Source organism: Streptomyces sp. NPDC005811, from assembly GCF_040630405.1.
Taxonomy (GTDB): Bacteria; Actinomycetota; Actinomycetes; order Streptomycetales; family Streptomycetaceae; genus Streptomyces.
Genome location: NZ_JBEXXK010000028.1, coordinates 103,715 through 120,699, shown reverse-complemented (window position 1 = coordinate 120,699; position 16,985 = coordinate 103,715). Strand labels below are relative to the sequence as shown.

Sequence of the window (16,985 nt, the reverse complement as noted above, 5' to 3'; positions counted from 1 at the left end):
GCGTCCCCCCTCAGCGGAACTCGGCGAGCCGGGGCCGCAGTCCGAGCGCGGTCAGCAGGAGCGCGGCGATCAGCAGACCGCCCGCCCACGGCAGCAGATCGCCGACCGTGGAACGGCCTGCCCGCACGGACGCCGTGAAGTGTGCCTTGTTGATGTCCGTCACCCGATCCAGCGCGGTCATCCACGCCCCGAAGTGCGCGTTGGAGGTGCCGGGCTTCCAGTCCATGCAGAACTCCACGGCCTCCTGGTCCCTCCCCGCCGCCAGCAGCGCTCGGATCTTCCGATCGTCGCGCTGGTAGACGGCGTACGTCTCCACCGTCCTCTCCGCCGCCGACCGCTCCCCGGGGAAGGTGATGTTGTCCAGTTCGCGCCGGAAGTCGCCGGTGAAGCGGAGGCCGTGGTGGTCGGACGCGTACGCCTTCCACGTGGCGGCGAGTCCGGAGTCGTAGGTGGCGAGGGTCGCGCCCTGGATGCCGTACAGCTCCTGCGACTTGGCGAGGAACTTGTCCGCGTACTGTTCGCGGCGCTGCGGGTCGAGGAGGTAGCGGCTCTCGTCGGCGTTGGCGTCGTAGGCGAGGGCACGGGCGCGGGAGAGCGCGACGACGGAGTCGAAGGCGTCTCGGCGCGCGCCCCGCAGGTGTGCGGCGGACTCGGACAGCATCTGGGCGCCGAGGAGCACGGCGAGCACGGTGCAGACGGTGGCGGCCAGGACACCCGGGTTGAGGATCCGCCGGAAGCGGCGGGCCAGGTACCACTGCAGGACACCGAGCGCGGCGAGCAGCAGAATCCCGAGGGTCACAGTGGCCGCGAGCTGGGCGGAGAGGGTGGAGCGGGCCGCGGTGTACTCGGCGTCGAAGGCCCGGTCGTTGGCGGACACGAGGGTGCGAGAGGCGGGCAGGAGGCGGCTCTGCAGGAGGTCCGTCGCCTGGCGGTAGTCGACGAGCGCGGCCGCCTTGCCGCCGGTGTGGTCGTCGTTCTCCAACGCGCGGCCGATCAGCTCCTGGTATTCGGCGAAGTCGTCGGTCAGGTTCTCGACGGTCCTCTCGTCGGCCCGGTTCCCCTGCGCCGCGACAGCCAGCGTCCGCAGGTCGTGGCCGATCTCGCGCCGCGCGTCGGTGTAGAAGCCGACCGCCTTCGCATACGGCGTCCTCAGGCGCCCCTTCCCCGCGTCCCCGTCGGCCAGCAGGATGTTGGCGGCCTGCGCGTCCATGTCGTTGAGGGCGAGGTTGAGGTCGGCGGCGCTGGTGGTGCGGGGCGCGTCGCGGTCGGCCACACCGTCCCAGGTGCCGTTCGCGGCGATTCCGGCGACCAGCAGCAGGACGGCCAGAGCGGCGGTGAGCGAGGCCGTGGCCGCGCGCAGGAACCGCAGCCGCGCGGGCACACCGGCCCAGAAGCGGCGGCGCAGAGCGGCCCGCGCGGCCACGGCCCGTTGTCGGAGGCGGGGACCCGGACCCGGATCGCCCGTCCGCGTCTCCTCCGGCTGTTGCGGTCCGGGACCGCCTTCCCCCCGGTCGGGCACGGTTGACCGGGGCTCCTCGCCTGCCCCGGGCCGGGATGTACCCGCTGTGCCGGCCGTGATCGTCACGGTCCCTCCCACGTCACACCACGGACGGTCACCCGCCCCCGTTGCCGATCAGTGTGGGACCGGATCAGGTCACGATCGGCCGGCATTGACGCTCTCCTGATGCCTTACCGGTCTGGTTTGACGGGACTTTGACGGCGCCCACGGACGGGACTTTGAAGGTGTCCACGAGAGAGACGCAGGGACGCAGGGGTGCCCCCAACCCGCAGGCAATCGCGTACGACATGACGCTGAGTGGCCGCCGCCCCGATTCGACGGCCCGGTCCCCCGTACGGCCCAGTCCCGCCCGTCCGACCGAAACGTCGACGTCCTGATACGCCAGGGGCGTCCCGGCACCCGGTCTTAACGCAAGCTTGACGCCGATGTGTGATCCATCCCTCGGCCCTTGCATCACTCTCTGCTTACGCTGGTGCCGCCGTCCGCGTGATGGCCGATTCCCACGCCGAGCCGCACCCCGGGAGCACGCCGATGGCCACCACCGAACATCCGCCGCCGAGCCGCCTGCGGACATGGATGCTGGAGGGCCTGTCCGACATGGGCAAGGGAGGCGGGCACACGGGACCCCACGCCGAGCCCGAGCCCCCGCACAAGGGCCAGCCCTGGTACCGGGTGATGTGCCTGACCGGCGTGGACTACTTCTCGACCCTCGGCTACCAGCCCGGCATCGCCGCGCTCGCGGCCGGTCTGCTGTCACCCATCGCGACCATCGTGCTGGTGATAGTCACCCTGGCCGGCGCGCTGCCGGTCTACCGGCGCGTGGCCGACGAGAGCCCCCACGGCGAGGGCTCGATCGCGATGCTGGAGCGGCTGCTGTCCTTCTGGCAGGGCAAGCTGTTCGTGCTGACCCTGCTGGGCTTCGCCGCCACCGACTTCCTGATCACCATCACCCTGTCGGCCGCCGACGCCTCCACCCACCTGGTGGAGAACCCCCACCTGACCAGCACCCTGCACGACAAGCAGATGATCATCACCCTCGTCCTGGTGGCGCTGCTCGGCGCGGTGTTCCTCAAGGGCTTCCTGGAGGCGATCGGCGTCGCGGTCGTCCTGGTGGGCGTCTACCTCGCGTTGAACGTGGTGGTCGTGATCGTCGGCCTGTGGCACGTCGCCACCGAGGGGCACGTGGTCACGGACTGGTGGAGCGCCCTGACCGCCGAGCACGGGAACATCTTCGTGATGATCGGCGTGGCCCTGATCGTCTTCCCCAAGCTCGCGCTGGGCCTGTCCGGCTTCGAGACCGGTGTCGCGGTCATGCCGCATGTGAAGGGCGACGACGGCGACACGGAGGAGGAGCCCCGGGGCCGTATCCGCGACACCAGGAAGCTGCTGACGGCCGCAGCGGTCATCATGAGTGTCTTCCTGATCGCGACCAGCTTCATCACCACGTGGCTGATCCCGGAGAAGGAGTTCGAGCCGGGCGGCCAGGCCAACGGCCGCGCCCTCGCCTATCTCGCCCACGAGTACCTGGGCAGCGCCTTCGGCACGGTCTACGACATCTCGACCATCGCGATCCTCTGGTTCGCCGGCGCTTCCGCGATGGCCGGGCTGCTCAACCTGATGCCCCGCTATCTCCCCCGCTACGGCATGGCCCCGCACTGGGCGCGGGCCGTGCGCCCGATGGTCATCGTCTTCACGCTCATCGGCTTCCTGGTCACCTGGATCTTCGACGCGAGCGTCGACGCCCAGGGCGGCGCCTACGCCACCGGCGTGCTGGTGCTGATCAGCTCCGCCGCCATCGCCGTGACCATCGCCGCCCACAAGGCCGGACAGCGCAACTGGACAATCGCGTTCGCGGTGATCTCGGTGGTGTTCCTCTACACCACGGTCGTCAATGTCATCGAGCGCCCGGACGGCGTGAAGATCGGCGCCTGCTTCATCGCCGGTATCATCCTCGTCTCCCTCCTCTCCCGCCTCGCCCGCGCCTTCGAACTGCGCGTGACGAGCGTCGAGCTGGACGACATGGCGGAACGGTTCGTCCGGGACATCGCCCACCGCCGCATCCGTTTCATCGCCAACGAGCCCGACCAGCGCGACAAGGCCGAGTATCGCGACAAGATCGAGCAGATCCGGCAGGACAACGACATGCCGGAGCAGGAGGACTTCGTCTTCGTCGAGGTGACGGTGACCGACCCCTCCGAGTTCGAGGCGGGCCTGACGGTCCGCGGCGAGGTCCTGCACAACCGCTACCGGGTCCTGACGCTGGAGTCCTCCTCCATCCCCAACGCGCTCGCCGCCCTCCTCCTCCACGTCCGCGACTCCACCGGCTGCACCCCGCACATCTACTTCGAGTGGACTGAGGGCGGCCCCTTCGCGAACTTCCTGCGCTTCTTCCTCTTCGGCCAGGGCGAGGTCGCCCCAGTCACCCGCGAGGTCCTGCGCGAGGCCGAACCGGACCGCGCCCGCCGCCCCCGCGTCCACACCGGCTGAACCCGGCACCCGCGTCAGGATCCCGTCAAGATTCGCCCGTACGGCGTCAGGACCCCGTCAGCGACAGCCGCCGGGTCCCCCATGGGCACCTAGCGTCAGCACCATGCAACGGACGGACCGGCGGGCCCCGGCCGGCGACCGCCACTGGCGCGGCAGCGCACGGCTCGCGACGAGCTGCGCCCTGCTGTTCTGCGCCCTTTCCCTGCTGGTCGACTGGGACGCAGGCAGCCTGACGCCCACGCGCGCCCTACTGTGGAGCACCTTGTCCGCGGCCGTGTTCACGGTGCTGCTCCCACCCAGGGTGACGGCGGGCCCCGGCTGGCTGGCGGTGCGCAGCCCCTGGTGCAGGCGCATGGTGCGCACGGACGCACTGGTGACCGTACGGCAGTACGGGGGCGTCTCCTCGCACCTGGTCCTGCGCGACGTCCACAGCCGCCGCCTGGAACTCGACCCCCGCGTCCTCGCCGCCAACCCCCTGATCTGGCACGAGTTCGAAACCGGCGTCCGCCGCTCCCTCGAACGCGGCACACTCCTCCAAGGCGCCGACGTCCTGGAACAGCTCGGCCACCGCATCGACGACGAGACCACGCGAGCGGTCCTGAGGGCATCCGGTCTTTCCTGATCGGGCCCCAACCGAGATGACACAAATAATTGTCATCTCGGTTGAGAGTGATACCTTCGTGAGTGTGCCGAACGACGCCCAACTGCTCTTCGCCGACCACGTCGGCCGCTTCTACGCCCGGCAGTACGGCTTCCCGCCCATGGCCGGACGCCTGCTGGGCCACCTCCTCGTCTGCGATCCGCCACAGCAGAGCATCGACGAGCTGGGCGAAGCCCTGCTGGCGAGCCGCAGCGCCATCACCGGCGCGGTCAAACTGCTGGAGAACTACGGGATGGCCCGGCGCACCCGCACCGCCGGTGAGCGCATGGACCGGGTGAGCCTGAACCCGGACAGCCGGCAGCCTCAGAACTTCGACGCCGCCCTCCACCAGGAGCACGCCGCGCTGTTCCGGGAGGGACTGGCGCTCCTCGCCGACGCTCCGCCGGAGCGCCGCGCCCCGCTCGAGGAAATGGTCGCCCTGGCCGATTTCCTCGCCAAGCGCCTCCCCCGACTGGTCGACGAGTGGCAGGCACACCGCGACGAGTTGCGCGCCTCGGGACAGCTGACCAGCCCCCGCGATTAGCCACACACAGAGAGGGTGCCCGTCATGACCGAGCACGACCCGACCGGAGCGTCCGCCCCGTCCGCCCTGTCCGCCCCGTCCGCTCTACGGAACCGGGTCGAGCACGGCGACCACGACGCGGTCGACGAGCTGATCGAGCTCGCCACCGAACTCGGTGACCTGAACGAGCTGCGCCGTCTCGCGGACGCGGGCAACGCCGACGCGACCGACGAGCTCATCCAACTCGCGGCGGAACAAGGGGATCTCGAAGAACTTCGCCGCCTTTCGGACGGCGGCAACGCCACGGCCACCGACCAGCTGATCGAACTCGCAACCGAGCAGGACAACCTGGACGAGCTACGGCGCCTCGCCACCCGGGGCAGCACCACCGCGGCCGAGCAGCTCGCCGAACTCACGGCCGAGTGACCTCGACGCCGGACAGCGCCGTGCCTCGCCGGGGGCGCCCGCAACCCGCCCGCGCGTCGACCGCTTGAGATCGCCACCGTTTGCCGTTAGGCACAAGCCGGCCGGCAAGCCACCTGGGGAAGCGGAGCCGGGCCGATGAGACAGCCGCCGCTGCGCAGCCTGGGGCCTCACAGATGGGTCCCGGGCCTGCCCCTACCGGAGATGCCGCCATTCCCACTACTCGGTGATACCGTATAGTGATACTCGGTAGCACGCAGTACCGACAGGGCCGAGGAGGAATCGCGATGGACGACCTGACGGAAATGCTGAAGGGCACGCTCGAAGGGTGCGTGCTCGAAATCATCGGCAGCGAGGAGACCTACGGGTACGCCATCACCCGTCAGCTGAACGAGCTCGGCTTCGCCGACGTCGTTGAGGGGACGGTGTACACCATCCTGCTGCGACTGGAGAGGAACGGACTCGTCCAGGTGACGAAGCGGCCGTCCGGGGTGGGTCCGCCGCGCAAGTGCTACGCGCTCAACGAAGCCGGACGCGAGGAACTCACGAAGTTCTGGGCGAAATGGCAGTACGTCTCATCACGCATCGACAGGCTGAAGGAAGGCGGGAGATGAACTTCTGGGAGACCATCACCGGCAGCGATCTCACGAGGGAATGGAAAGCGTTCGAAGCCCGGGCCGAGGCCCTGCCGGACGACTACCGGGCAGCGTGGGAACAGATCAAGGACCACCTCTTTCCCCACGGGGACTTCACCGGCCGCAACCTGATGCCGATCCTCGACGCAGCCCTGGGGCTGCTCGAAGAGACAGCGGCGGACGGGCAGAGCGTCCACGAGGTGCTCGGCGACGACATCCGAGGCTTCTGCACGGCGCTGGCCGGTGGAGAGGGGGCTCGAACCTATCGCGACCGGTGGCGCGAGCAGTTGAACAGGAACGTCGCAAGGAAACTGAGCCGGCTGGGAGGCTGACGTGGGCATCCAGGACATCATCGAGGGCAAGAAGCAGTGGCGGGCACACATGGCTCGGGTCAAGGCACTCCCGCCGGACTACCAGATCGTCTACAAGGAGATGCAGAAGTACCTGTTCAAGGTCGGACCGGTCGACCTGCCCGACGGGCCCCTGCTCCCCGGGATCGTCGACTTCTTCGAGGAGGGCGTCGCCGCGGGCAAGGGGGTCCTGGAACTCATCGGCAACGACGTCGCCGCGTTCTGCGACGACCTCGTCAAGGACTCTCCCACCTATGCGGACGTCTACCAGGAATCCATCGGCGGGGAATCGGGCACGGCCGAGAAGTAACACCCGCCGCTCCACGCCGGCGGCGGAGCCCGACCACGCGGTGCATTCACCTCGACGCAGCGCGAACAGGCGCCGGCGGACCGGTCACCAGAAGTAAGAGCGAACGCATCCGGAGCCGTTGCACACTCCGGCTGGAAGCCACACTCCGGGGGCGCGCCCCCGGGGTCGGCAGACCAGCAAGGTCCCGGCCTCACCGCCGACCGCAGGTGCCGTCCTACGGCGTTCGCCCGGTCCGCAGGACAGGCTGCCGACGGCCGGCAGGTCATCCCCGGGACCCTACGCCGGCCTCCTCTCGCTGCCTGCACCTGTGATCAGTTCGTCACCGACGCGGCGGCCCCCCGGACCCACCCACACCCTGCGCACCGGTCACTCTGTCCTCTGAACTTCCCTTCAGCGCCGGGGGAATCGCGGTGATGGGGGCAGCCCAGCTGGCGGCTACGACGAAGGAAGCGCGCGAGGTGACATAACACGTGGGCAGGGCATCGGGCTGGGCACCGATCGGATGCTCTGGCTCAGACGACCGGCCGACCGATGCCCAGCAGGTTCCCCTCGCTGTCACGGAACCAGGCACCGCGTTCACCCCGGGCGCCCTTGCTCGGGCAGTTCCCTTCGATCTCGGCGATCCCGTCCTTCGTCCGAAGCCCAGGTACGTCGACCTCTTCGAACACCACACCGCGCCATTTGAGCTCCGAAACGACTGACTCGATGTCGTCGACCCCCCACCCCATCTGGGTGAAGGTGCCAGGCGAGGCACCCGTCGACCGGAACAGCGCGAAGTCCGCGTCTCCGCACCGGTACAGCAGCCAGCCGGGCCGTTCGTCGACGGGCTCCAGACCGAGCTGCTCAGCGTAGAAGCGCCGTGCCCGGTCAAGGTCCTGCGGTGGGCAGCCTGGTCGCCGCGCGGCCCCGGGCCAGACCGCTCTTGTCGTCTGCGTTCATTTCTCCACTGCGCCGTGGACAGTGGCCGAAGGCGCGGCGACAAGGGGGCACTCGGTCGCGGTCAGTTCAGCGGTACGACGGTGATGACGACGTTGCCGGTCTTGCGTCCGGTCTCGACGTACCGGTAGGCATCGACGATCTGCTCCAACGGGTACCGCCGGTCGATGACCGGCCTGAAATCCCCCGACCCGATCAGGTCCCGGAGATGCCGCACCATCTCCTGGTCCTGCCTCGGAAAGGGAAACCGCACCCTCCTGCCGCGGAACAGGGGTGTGATGAGCGGGAGGAGCAGGTTCTGCCACCACGGGCCCAGCTCCGAGGACAGATACAGCCCGCGAGGCTTCAACAGCCGCCTGCAGCGGCCGAAGGTGCTCTTGCCGACCGCGTCGAACACCGCGTCATAGCTTTGCTCATCCCTGGTGAAGTCCTGGGCCGTGTGGTCGACGACCCGGTCCGCACCCAGGCCCTTCACCAGCTCCACGTGCGCCCCGTCGCACACCGCGGTCACGGTGGCCCCGCGATGCTTCAAGAGCTGCACCGCCGCAGAGCCGATGGCGCCTGTCGCGCCGTAGACGAGGACATCGTGTCCGGACCGGATGCCCGCCGTCCTGATGAACGACAGCGCGTAGTGCGAGCCCTCGGTACCGGGAGCGGCCTCCTCGAAGGTCACGCCCGTCGGCATGGTCGCGATGGCGCCGCTCTGAGGAACGGACAGATACTCCGCATGCGTTCCGAACGCGCCCTCGTTGTACCCGAACACCCGGTCACCGACCATGAAGGACGTGACACCGCTGCCCACCGCCTCCACCATGCCTGCATACTCAGTCCCGAGCACCGTGCACCGCGGCCGGACAAGGCCGGTGAGCATGCGCATGAAGAAGGGGCTGGCCGCCCGGTAGGCACAGTCCGTCCGGTTGACCGTCGTCGCGTGCACCCTCACCAGCACGTCGTGGTCCCCGATCGAGGGCCTGTCCACCTCGACGACCCGGACCACGTCCGGCGGCCCATAACGGCTGTGCACCGCTGCCCTCATGGGCGAACCCTAGCGGCAATGCACCCTGTTCCACACCGGTTGGTGGCGAACGCGACCTCACGGGCAACCCAGCCCTTTCAGCCGGTCCACTGCCAGTTCGCCAGTACCACACCGCCGCGCCCCAGAACGTGGTCCGCCCGGTGCACCGGCGGGCTCCCGGCTGCAGGTCGTGGGCGCGCGGGCGCAACGCCTCGTAGAGGGAGAGTTCACTGCCGCCGGGCAGACGGAGGCCGGTGACGCGTCCCCAACGCACGTCGTGGACAGGTTGGGTGAATTCGACCCCCTGCTTCCTGAGCTCGGCCGGCGGGGCCTCGAAGATGAGCCAGCCGTACTCTCGCCCCATGGTTGAGCATCGCACGGTCGAGGTGAACGGCGTCCAGCTGCACATAGCCGAGCAAGGCGAGGGTCCCCTGGTGGTGCTCCTGCACGGCTTCCCCGAGTCATGGCACTCTAGCGCCACCAGTTCGGGCCACTGGCCGACGCGGGCTTCCACATGGTCGCCCCCGACCAGCGCAGATACGGCCGCAGCGACCACCCCGACGACGTCGACGCCTACAGCATCCTTCACCTGGTCGGCGACGTCGTCGGGCTGGTCCACGCCCTGGGCGAGGAGCAGGCGTACATCGTCGGGCACGACTGGGGCGCTCCGGTGGCCTGGCACACCGCGCTCCTGCGCCCGGACCTGGTCCTCGGGGTGGCCGGCCTCAGCGTGCCGCCACCGTCCCGAGGCACGGAGCCCCCACTGACCGTCATGGACAGGAAATACGGCGGGCACTTCTACTGGAACTGCTTGCAGCGCCCCGGTGTCGCCGACACCGAGTTCGCGCAGGACACGCGCACCGCGCTGCGGAAGTTCCTCTACTCGGCCTCCGGGGACATCCCCGGCGAGCTCAAGCAACCGCTGGTCGACCCCGAACGCGGCTGGCTCGCAGCCATGCGCAATCCGCAGGTCCTGCCCGACTGGCTCACCGAGGAAGACCTCGACACCCTCACCGAGAGCTTCGCCCATGGCTTCACCGGCGCCCTCAACTGGTACCGCAACTGGGAACTGACCGCCCCCCTGGCACGGCGCCCGCATCACCCCGCCCGCCCTGTACATCTACGGCGACCGCGACCCGGTCCCCGCCTTCCCAGGCCCCCCCGAATTCATCGCCACACTCCCCGCCCGCATGCCCAACCTCCACCTCCCACCCCTCGAACTGGCAGGCTGCGGCCACTGGACCCAACAGGAACGCCCCGACGAAGTGAACGCGGCACTCATCGAATTCCTCACGGCCCGTACCTGAATCCGGCACTCCGACGGGGAACATCCACCGTTCGCGCCCTTCAACGCCCCACCAGCACAGGGACCACGCGATCAGCTAGGGCCTGTCGTTTGGATCAGGTCGGCTGGGCCGACGTCGCGTTTCGGCCGACCCGAGCGGGGTGTGGTGCGTGCGGCTGCAAGGCGGAGGAGGGCGGCGACGCGGAGCGTCGGCAACCGACGACAACGCGGCAGACGTGCGTGCCACACCCCGCGACGCGCGGCATGATCCAAACGACAGGCCCTAGCCCACTCCCTCTTTGATTCCGCATCCTCAGTGGGCTCGCTCAGGCTGAAGAACCCGCCCCGACGCCGGGCCGATGACTCCTGCCGGCCTGTGCCCTTCAAGCCTTCGGGTTCACCAACCCCACTCCCGCGGCCGACGCTGCCACCAACTTCTGATCATGCGGTTGACCAGCAACAACTCGTCGCGCGCACGAAAAGAAGGCGAATTCGACCCCGATTCGACCCCGACGCCCACTCATTTCGCGATGCCCAAGCTTGATCTGTGGCTTTGCAACTTCTGCCGCTGTACCAGCCGTATGCCGCCGGAGAAGCGCCAGAGGAGCGCCACAAAAGCAATGATAAGGACATGTCTCGCAATTGAACGGTCGGGGATCAACACCGACCGACACCGCAGGCACACGGCCTGCTGACTATCCCCGTTGTCGGCGGGCAGCGGAACAACGCCTCACATCACTGCTCTCACCAGGCACTTTCCAAGCACGCTTCCGTGACACGGAAGCCGTATTGCGCCCCCGCACACCCCTTCCCGACGATGTCGCCACGACCCAACGACGGGAGCCGAACGCCATGCCGCACACGACCGCCTTCGCCAGGAACCAGTGGTACGTCGCCGCCTACAGCCACGAGGTCGGGCGCGAGGAGCTGCTCGGCCGGACCATCCTCGGTGAGCCCCTCGTGTTCTACCGGACCGAGGAGGAGGGGACCCCGGTCGCGCTGGCCGACCGCTGTGTGCACCGCCGCTTCCCGCTGCACGAGAAGCCCAGCCGGCTCGACGGCGACCGGTTGGTGTGCGGCTACCACGGCTTCACGTACGACACCGGCGGCACCTGTGTGTACGTGCCGGGCCAGAAGCGCATCCCGCGCACGGCCCGGGTCGCGTCGTACCCGGTCGTCGAGCAGGACGCCCTGGTGTGGGTGTGGATCGGCGACCCGGCGCTGGCCGACCCGCTGACGATCCCGCGCGCCCGGCACCTGGACTCCCCCGGCTGGACCACCGTGCGCGGCATGGAGCCCATCGACGCCGACTACGGCCTGCTCGTCGACAACCTGCTCGACCTCTCGCACGAGACGTATCTGCACGGCGGTTACATCGGCACCCCCGAGGTCGCCGAGACGCCGATCACCACCGAGGTCGACGAGGGCGCGGGAGTCGTCCGGGTCAGCCGGCACATGGCCGACGCCGAGTGCCCGCCGTTCTACGCCCGTTCGACCGGTATCGAGGGCCGGATCACCCGCTGGCAGGACATCGAGTACCACGCCCCCTGCCTGTATCTGCTGCACAGCCGGATCGCGCCGGTGGGCGTGCTGCCGGAGGCCGACGGCAGCGACCCGAACGGGTTCCACACCGAGATCACGTACGCCATCACCCCGTCCTCCGACGGCAAGGTGTACGACTTCTGGATGGTCTCGCGGGACTGGGCGACGGACGACGACGAGGTCACCGAGTTCCTGCGGAGCAACAACCACACCGTGGTCATGCAGGATGTCGACGCGCTCAACCTCCTGCAGCGGACGCTGGGTTCGGAGCGGGCGGGCTACCAGGAGCTGAGCATCAACATCGACACCGGCGGTCTGGCGGCCCGCCGGATCCTCGCCCGGCTGGTCGAGGAGGGCGACAAGCCTGTGGAGAGGGTCCTGTGAGCAACAGCCCCACCGGCGAGATCTACCGCATCGACTGGCTGCCCGGCACCGATGTGCTGCACGGTACCTGTCACTGCGGCGCCGAGCACTCCGCCCAGGACCCGGTCGAGATGTGGGAGTGGATGCTCGGTCACCCCGAAGGACACCGGCCGGGCGCCCGGCCGGCCGACGAGCCGCGAGGAACCACCCCATGACCGATGTGTACGAGGCCGAACTCGTCGTCGAGCGAGCAGAGTCGGCTGCCGACGGGGTGCTCGCGCTCACGCTGCGCCATCCGCTCGGCGAGCCGCTCCCGGGCTGGGAGCCGGGCGCCCACGTCGACCTGGTCCTCGGCCCGGGTCTGGAGCGCCAGTACTCGCTGTGCGGTGACCCGGCGGACGTCACGTCGTGGCGGGTCGCGGTGCTGCGGGAGCCGGCCGGACGGGGCGGATCCGCCCATGTGCACGAGCAGGTGGGGCAGGGCGACAAGGTGCGGGTGCGCGGTCCGCGCAATCACTTCGCCCTGCGTCCCGCTCCCCGCTACCGCTTCATCGCGGGCGGCATCGGCATCACCCCGGTCCTGCCGATGGTGGCGGCGGCCGAGGCGGCCGGCGCCGAGTGGAGCCTGCTGTACGGCGGCCGCAGCCGTGACTCGATGGCGTTCACGGGGGAGTTGGCGCGCTACGGCGACCGGGTGACCGTCGCTCCGCAGGACGAGACCGGGCTGCTCGACCTCGGGTCGGTGCTGGACGGGCTGCCCGAGGGGACGCTGGTCTACTGCTGCGGTCCCGGGCCGCTGCTGGACGCGGTGGAGGCACGCTGCCCGGCCGGGGCGCTGCATCTCGAACGGTTCCAGCCCAAGGAGCAACAGGCGGGCGGGGACACGGAGTTCGAGGTGGAGCTGGCGCAGAGCGGCCGTACGCTGACCGTCGCGCCCGGCATGTCCGTCCTGGACACCGTGCGCGCGGCCGGGGTCGAGGTGCTGTACTCCTGCGCCGAGGGCACCTGCGGCACCTGTGAGACGGATGTGCTGGAGGGCACTCCGGAGCATCGCGACTCCGTGCTCTCGGCGGAGGAGCGGGAGGCGGGCGAGACGATGATGATCTGCGTGTCGCGGTGCGCGGGGAAGAAGCTCGTCCTGGATCTGTGAGAGCCCCGGCCCAAGAGGACCTCCCAGACTGTCAACAATTTCGTCAGCCAAAACCATTGACCCCGCCGGACGGCACGATCTACGTTCCCTGCACGCGAATTGAGCACTACTGTGCGGTGCACGCACAGCCTGTCGGAACACCGTTGTCTCTGCACAGGGGGAGCCATGCGTCGTCTGTCAGCCGGTCTCGCGGCCTGTACCTTCCTGCTCGCCACGGCGGCCTGCGGCTCGTCCGACTCCGGTTCGTCCGGCGGGAGTTCGTCGTCCGGCGGGGTCACGACCGTCAAACTGGGCCTCATCCCGATCGTGGACGTGGCGCCCGTCTACCTGGGCGTGCAGAAGGGGTTCTACGAGAAGCACGGACTGAAGCTGTCGATCACCACCGCGCAGGGCGGCGCGGCCATCGTGCCCGGCGTCGTCAGCGGCCAGTTCCAGTTCGGCTTCAGCAACATGACCTCCCTGATGGTCGCCCAGTCCAACAACGTTCCCGTGAAGGCCGTTTCGAACGGCATCGCCTCAACCGGGGTCCAGGGCAAGGACTTCGGGGCGATCACGGTGAAGAAGGACAGCCCCATCACGTCCGCGAAGGACCTGGAGGGCAAGAAGGTCGCCATCAACACCCTGAAGAACATCAACGAGACCGCCGTGCGCGAGTCGGTGCGCAAGGCGGGCGGCGACCCGGACAAGGTGCGGTTCGTGGAGCTCGCCTTCGACCAGATGCCGGCCGCCCTGGCCGGCGGGCAGATCGACGCGGCCATGGTGGTCGAGCCGGCCCTCGCGACCGTCAAGAGCCAGGGCGGGGTGGAGATCGCCTCCCCGCTGGTGGACGTGGCGCCGAACCTCACCGTCGCCATGTACTTCACCTCCACGCAGTACGAGCAGAAGAACCCCGCGGTGGTGAAGAAGTTCCAGGAGGCCACCGCCGAGTCCCTCGCCTACGCCGACGCGCACCCGGACGAGGTGCGGCAGATCGTCACCACCTACACCAAGATCCCCGCGTCGGTGCTGGCGCAGGTCACGCTGCCGGAGTGGCCCGCCGAGGCCGACCGTGCCTCCATCGAGGCGCTGGAGAGGCTGGGCGAGCAGGACAAGCTGTTCAAGACGGCTCCGGACCTGGACAAGCTGCTGCCGTGAGGGGCGCGAACCTCGCACTCGGTACGGCCGGGCTCGCGGCCTTCCTCGCCCTGGGCGAGGCGGTGCCGCGGCTCGGCCTGGTCGACGAGGCCTACTTCCCGCCCACCAGCCGCATCGCCCGGGCCCTGCGCGCCGAACTCGCCGACTCCGCGTTCTGGACCGCGCTCGGCGACACGCTCACCGGCTGGGCGCTGGGCCTGGCGATCGCGGTCGGCGCGGGCGTCGCGGCGGGCGTGCTGATCTCGGTCGTGCCGCATCTGCGCCGGGCGACGGCCTCCACGATCGAGTTCCTGCGCCCGATCCCCTCCGTCGCCCTGATCCCGCTGGCCGTCCTGCTGTACGGCACCGCACTGCGCTCGGTCCTGCTGCTCGTCGTCTACGCCGCGTTCTGGCAGGTCCTCGTCCAGGTCCTGTACGGCGTCCAGGACGTGGACCCGGTCGCCGAGGAGACCGCCCGCTCCTACGGCCTCGGCACCTGGGCGCGGGTGCGGCACGTGCTGTGGCCCACCGCGCTGCCGTACGTCATGACCGGTGTCCGGCTCGCCGCGGCCGTCGCCCTGATCCTCGCCGTCACCGCCGAACTGGTCATCGGCGCACCGGGGTTGGGCGCCCGGATCGCGGTCGCGCAGACCTCGCAGGCGGTACCGGAGATGTACGCGCTGATCGTCGTCACCGGTCTTCTCGGTCTGCTGATCAACGTCGGTGCCCGGGCGGTGGAACGGCGGGCGCTGGCCTGGCACCCGTCGGTGCGCGGGGAGGTGGCGGTGTGAGACGCGTCCTGCTGCGCCTGCTGTTCGCCCTCGGACTGCCGGCCGTGCTGGTGACGGTGTGGTGGCTGGCCTCGGACGGCAGCACGAACGTGTACTGGCCGCCGCTGCGCACGATCCTGAAGGCCTTCCCGGACGTGTGGACCGGCGAGCGGCTGCGCACCGACGTCCGGCCGAGCGTGCTGCGGCTCGCGGGCGGATACACGACGGCGGCCGTCGTCGGGGTCGCGCTGGGCACGGTCATCGGCTCGTACCGGCGGGTGCGGGCGGTGTGCGAGCCGGTGCTGGAGTTCCTGCGGGCGGTGCCGCCGCCCGTCCTGGTTCCGGTGATCATGCTGTTCGCGGGGATCGGCGACACCATGAAGGTGGTCGTTATCGCGAGCGGCTGTGTATGGCCGATCCTTCTCAACACCGTCGAGGGCGTACGGGCGGTGGACCCGGTGCTGGCGGAGACGGCACGGTCGTACGGCATCACGGGCCTGGCACGGCTGCGCTCGGTGGTCCTCAGATCGGCGAGCCCGCAGATCTTCGCGGGCCTGCGCCAGGCGCTGTCCGTCGGGATCATCCTGATGGTGATCAGCGAGATGTTCGCCGCGAGCAACGGGCTCGGTTTCACCATCGTGCAGTTCCAACGGGGCTTCGCCCTCCCTGACATGTGGACCGGCATCCTGCTGCTCGGTCTGCTGGGCTTCGTCCTGTCGGTCCTCTTCCAGGCGGTCGAGCGGCGCGTGCTCGGCTGGTACCACGGGCTGCGCGCCGCCACCCGGCGGTCCCCGTGAGCCGGGTGCCCCTCATGAAAGGGCGGTCCATGCACGGAACGCTTGTCGTCTCCGGCCTGCGCAAGGTGTACGAGGGCTCGGGCCGCCGGGTCGAGGCGGTGCGCGACCTGACGTTCACCGTCGAGGCGGGTGAACTGGTCTGTCTGGTCGGCCCGTCGGGCTGCGGCAAGACCACCCTGCTGAAGTGCATGGCCGGACTGCTCGCCCCGACCTCCGGTGAAGTCCTGCTGGAGGGGCGGCGGGTGACCGGGCCGCCCCCCGGGATGGCGTTCGTGTTCCAGGAGTACGGGCGCAGCCTCTTCCCCTGGATGCGGGTCGGCGCCAACGTCGAACTCCCGCTGAGACAGAAGGGGTTGTCCAAGGAGCGGCGGCGGGAGCTGGTGTCCGACGCACTGGGTTCCGTCGGGCTCGCGGACGCCGCCGGGGCGTACCCGTGGGAGCTGTCCGGGGGCATGCAGCAGCGCGTCGCGATCGCCCGCGCCCTCGCCTACGAGCCCCATGTCCTGCTGATGGACGAGCCGTTCGCCGCCGTGGACGCCCAGACCCGCGCCGATCTGGAGGATCTCGTCCGGGGGCTGTGGCGGGAGCGCGGCATGACCGTCCTGTTCGTCACCCACGACATCGACGAGGCGGTCTACCTCGGCGAGCGGGTGATCGTCCTGTCGGCCTCCCCCACCGTCGTCCGCGAGCAGCTGACGGTCGATCTCCCCGCGGAACGCGACCAGTTGCACACCCGGGTGGCCCCGCGCTTCGCCGAACTGCGCACCCATGTGTACGAGCAGATCCAGGCGGCCAAGCGCGGGGAGTCCGCGGACGCGGCGGCCGCTCCTCCTCGGGACACGGTCACCAAGGACGGCTAGATCCGGCTCTCGGTGAGCCCCACCCCGAGCGGCTTCAGCACCGTCTCCTGGAACACCATCGTCGACCGCGTGTACCCCGTGATCGGAGGCACCAGCCGGCCGCGTGGTCGCCGAGGGGAAAGTGTCCCGAAAACCGATCCCGCTGTCCGGGCACACGATGTAGCAACTATCGTGGCATTCCCTGCTCATTGACGGCTGAAATTGGCCACAGTTGTGGCGAGACCTGGATGTGAGTTCGAAAGACCGGCTACTCTCCACGCAGTTCAC

General features: G+C 69.5%; 16 protein-coding genes and 2 pseudogenes. 15 read left to right on the top strand and 3 right to left on the bottom strand.

Annotation, left to right across the window (positions count from 1 at the left end; genetic code table 11):
* Positions 1–10: 10 nt before the first annotated feature.
* Positions 11–1,423: a hypothetical protein gene (locus ABZ490_RS28575; RefSeq protein ID WP_358995810.1), complete on the bottom strand. Its 1,413-nt coding sequence runs from the start codon at positions 1,421–1,423 to the stop codon at positions 11–13.
* A 627-nt stretch (positions 1,424–2,050) separates the two neighbouring features.
* On the opposite strand from ABZ490_RS28575, the gene ABZ490_RS28570 reads away from it, so the two are divergent.
* The 7 genes from ABZ490_RS28570 to ABZ490_RS28540 all read left to right on the top strand — a co-directional run bounded on the left by ABZ490_RS28570 (position 2,051) and on the right by ABZ490_RS28540 (position 6,887).
* Positions 2,051–4,006, top strand: a complete 1,956-nt coding sequence (locus tag ABZ490_RS28570) for an APC family permease (RefSeq protein WP_358995807.1) — start codon at positions 2,051–2,053, stop codon at positions 4,004–4,006.
* A 103-nt stretch (positions 4,007–4,109) separates the two neighbouring features.
* Positions 4,110–4,628, top strand: a complete 519-nt coding sequence (locus ABZ490_RS28565; RefSeq protein ID WP_358995804.1) for a hypothetical protein — start codon at positions 4,110–4,112, stop codon at positions 4,626–4,628.
* 64 nt (positions 4,629–4,692) lie between these two features.
* Positions 4,693–5,190: a hypothetical protein gene (locus ABZ490_RS28560; protein WP_358995802.1), complete on the top strand. Its 498-nt coding sequence runs from the start codon at positions 4,693–4,695 to the stop codon at positions 5,188–5,190.
* A 24-nt stretch (positions 5,191–5,214) separates the two neighbouring features.
* A complete protein-coding gene (locus ABZ490_RS28555) occupies positions 5,215–5,595 on the top strand; it encodes a hypothetical protein (protein ID WP_358995799.1) in 381 nt (126 codons plus the stop codon).
* Between the two features lie 284 nt (positions 5,596–5,879).
* The gene (locus ABZ490_RS28550; protein ID WP_358995796.1) at positions 5,880–6,206 is read left to right on the top strand and encodes a PadR family transcriptional regulator; all 327 of its coding nucleotides are present in this window, start codon (positions 5,880–5,882) and stop codon (positions 6,204–6,206) included.
* Entirely contained in the window at positions 6,203–6,559 is a 357-nt protein-coding gene (locus ABZ490_RS28545; protein WP_358995793.1) for a DUF1048 domain-containing protein, read from the top strand. The genes ABZ490_RS28550 and ABZ490_RS28545 overlap by 4 nt, the downstream gene beginning before the upstream one ends.
* Before the next feature lies 1 nt (position 6,560).
* The gene (locus tag ABZ490_RS28540; RefSeq protein ID WP_358995790.1) at positions 6,561–6,887 is read left to right on the top strand and encodes a DUF1048 domain-containing protein; all 327 of its coding nucleotides are present in this window, start codon (positions 6,561–6,563) and stop codon (positions 6,885–6,887) included.
* Positions 6,888–7,399: 512 nt separating this feature from the next.
* Here ABZ490_RS28540 and ABZ490_RS28535 read toward each other — a convergent pair.
* Both ABZ490_RS28535 and ABZ490_RS28530 read right to left on the bottom strand, forming a co-directional pair.
* Positions 7,400–7,826, bottom strand: a pseudogene (locus ABZ490_RS28535) (VOC family protein).
* A 61-nt stretch (positions 7,827–7,887) separates the two neighbouring features.
* The gene (locus ABZ490_RS28530) at positions 7,888–8,859 is read right to left on the bottom strand and encodes an NAD(P)-dependent alcohol dehydrogenase (protein ID WP_358995787.1); all 972 of its coding nucleotides are present in this window, start codon (positions 8,857–8,859) and stop codon (positions 7,888–7,890) included.
* Between the two features lie 341 nt (positions 8,860–9,200).
* Between ABZ490_RS28530 and ABZ490_RS28525 the strand changes: the two are divergent.
* From ABZ490_RS28525 to ABZ490_RS28490, 8 genes and pseudogenes are all read left to right on the top strand, one after another.
* Positions 9,201–10,145, top strand: a pseudogene (locus tag ABZ490_RS28525) (alpha/beta hydrolase).
* A gap of 830 nt (positions 10,146–10,975) precedes the next feature.
* Positions 10,976–12,049, top strand: coding sequence for an aromatic ring-hydroxylating dioxygenase subunit alpha (locus ABZ490_RS28520; protein ID WP_358995784.1), 1,074 nt, complete (start codon positions 10,976–10,978; stop codon positions 12,047–12,049).
* Positions 12,046–12,243: a hypothetical protein gene (locus tag ABZ490_RS28515; protein ID WP_358995781.1), complete on the top strand. Its 198-nt coding sequence runs from the start codon at positions 12,046–12,048 to the stop codon at positions 12,241–12,243. Before ABZ490_RS28520 ends, ABZ490_RS28515 begins: the two co-directional genes overlap by 4 nt.
* Complete coding sequence (locus ABZ490_RS28510) at positions 12,240–13,178, top strand: PDR/VanB family oxidoreductase (RefSeq protein WP_358995778.1); 939 nt, start codon at positions 12,240–12,242, stop codon at positions 13,176–13,178. The genes ABZ490_RS28515 and ABZ490_RS28510 overlap by 4 nt, the downstream gene beginning before the upstream one ends.
* A gap of 165 nt (positions 13,179–13,343) precedes the next feature.
* Positions 13,344–14,312 carry an ABC transporter substrate-binding protein gene (locus ABZ490_RS28505; protein ID WP_358995775.1) on the top strand — a complete coding sequence of 323 codons (969 nt, stop codon included), beginning with the start codon at positions 13,344–13,346 and terminating at the stop codon, positions 14,310–14,312.
* Complete coding sequence (locus tag ABZ490_RS28500) at positions 14,309–15,082, top strand: ABC transporter permease (RefSeq protein WP_358995771.1); 774 nt, start codon at positions 14,309–14,311, stop codon at positions 15,080–15,082. Before ABZ490_RS28505 ends, ABZ490_RS28500 begins: the two co-directional genes overlap by 4 nt.
* The gene (locus tag ABZ490_RS28495; protein ID WP_358995768.1) at positions 15,079–15,858 is read left to right on the top strand and encodes an ABC transporter permease subunit; all 780 of its coding nucleotides are present in this window, start codon (positions 15,079–15,081) and stop codon (positions 15,856–15,858) included. The genes ABZ490_RS28500 and ABZ490_RS28495 overlap by 4 nt, the downstream gene beginning before the upstream one ends.
* A gap of 29 nt (positions 15,859–15,887) precedes the next feature.
* Positions 15,888–16,718 carry an ABC transporter ATP-binding protein gene (locus tag ABZ490_RS28490; RefSeq protein WP_358995765.1) on the top strand — a complete coding sequence of 277 codons (831 nt, stop codon included), beginning with the start codon at positions 15,888–15,890 and terminating at the stop codon, positions 16,716–16,718.
* Positions 16,719–16,985: the final 267 nt, after the last annotated feature.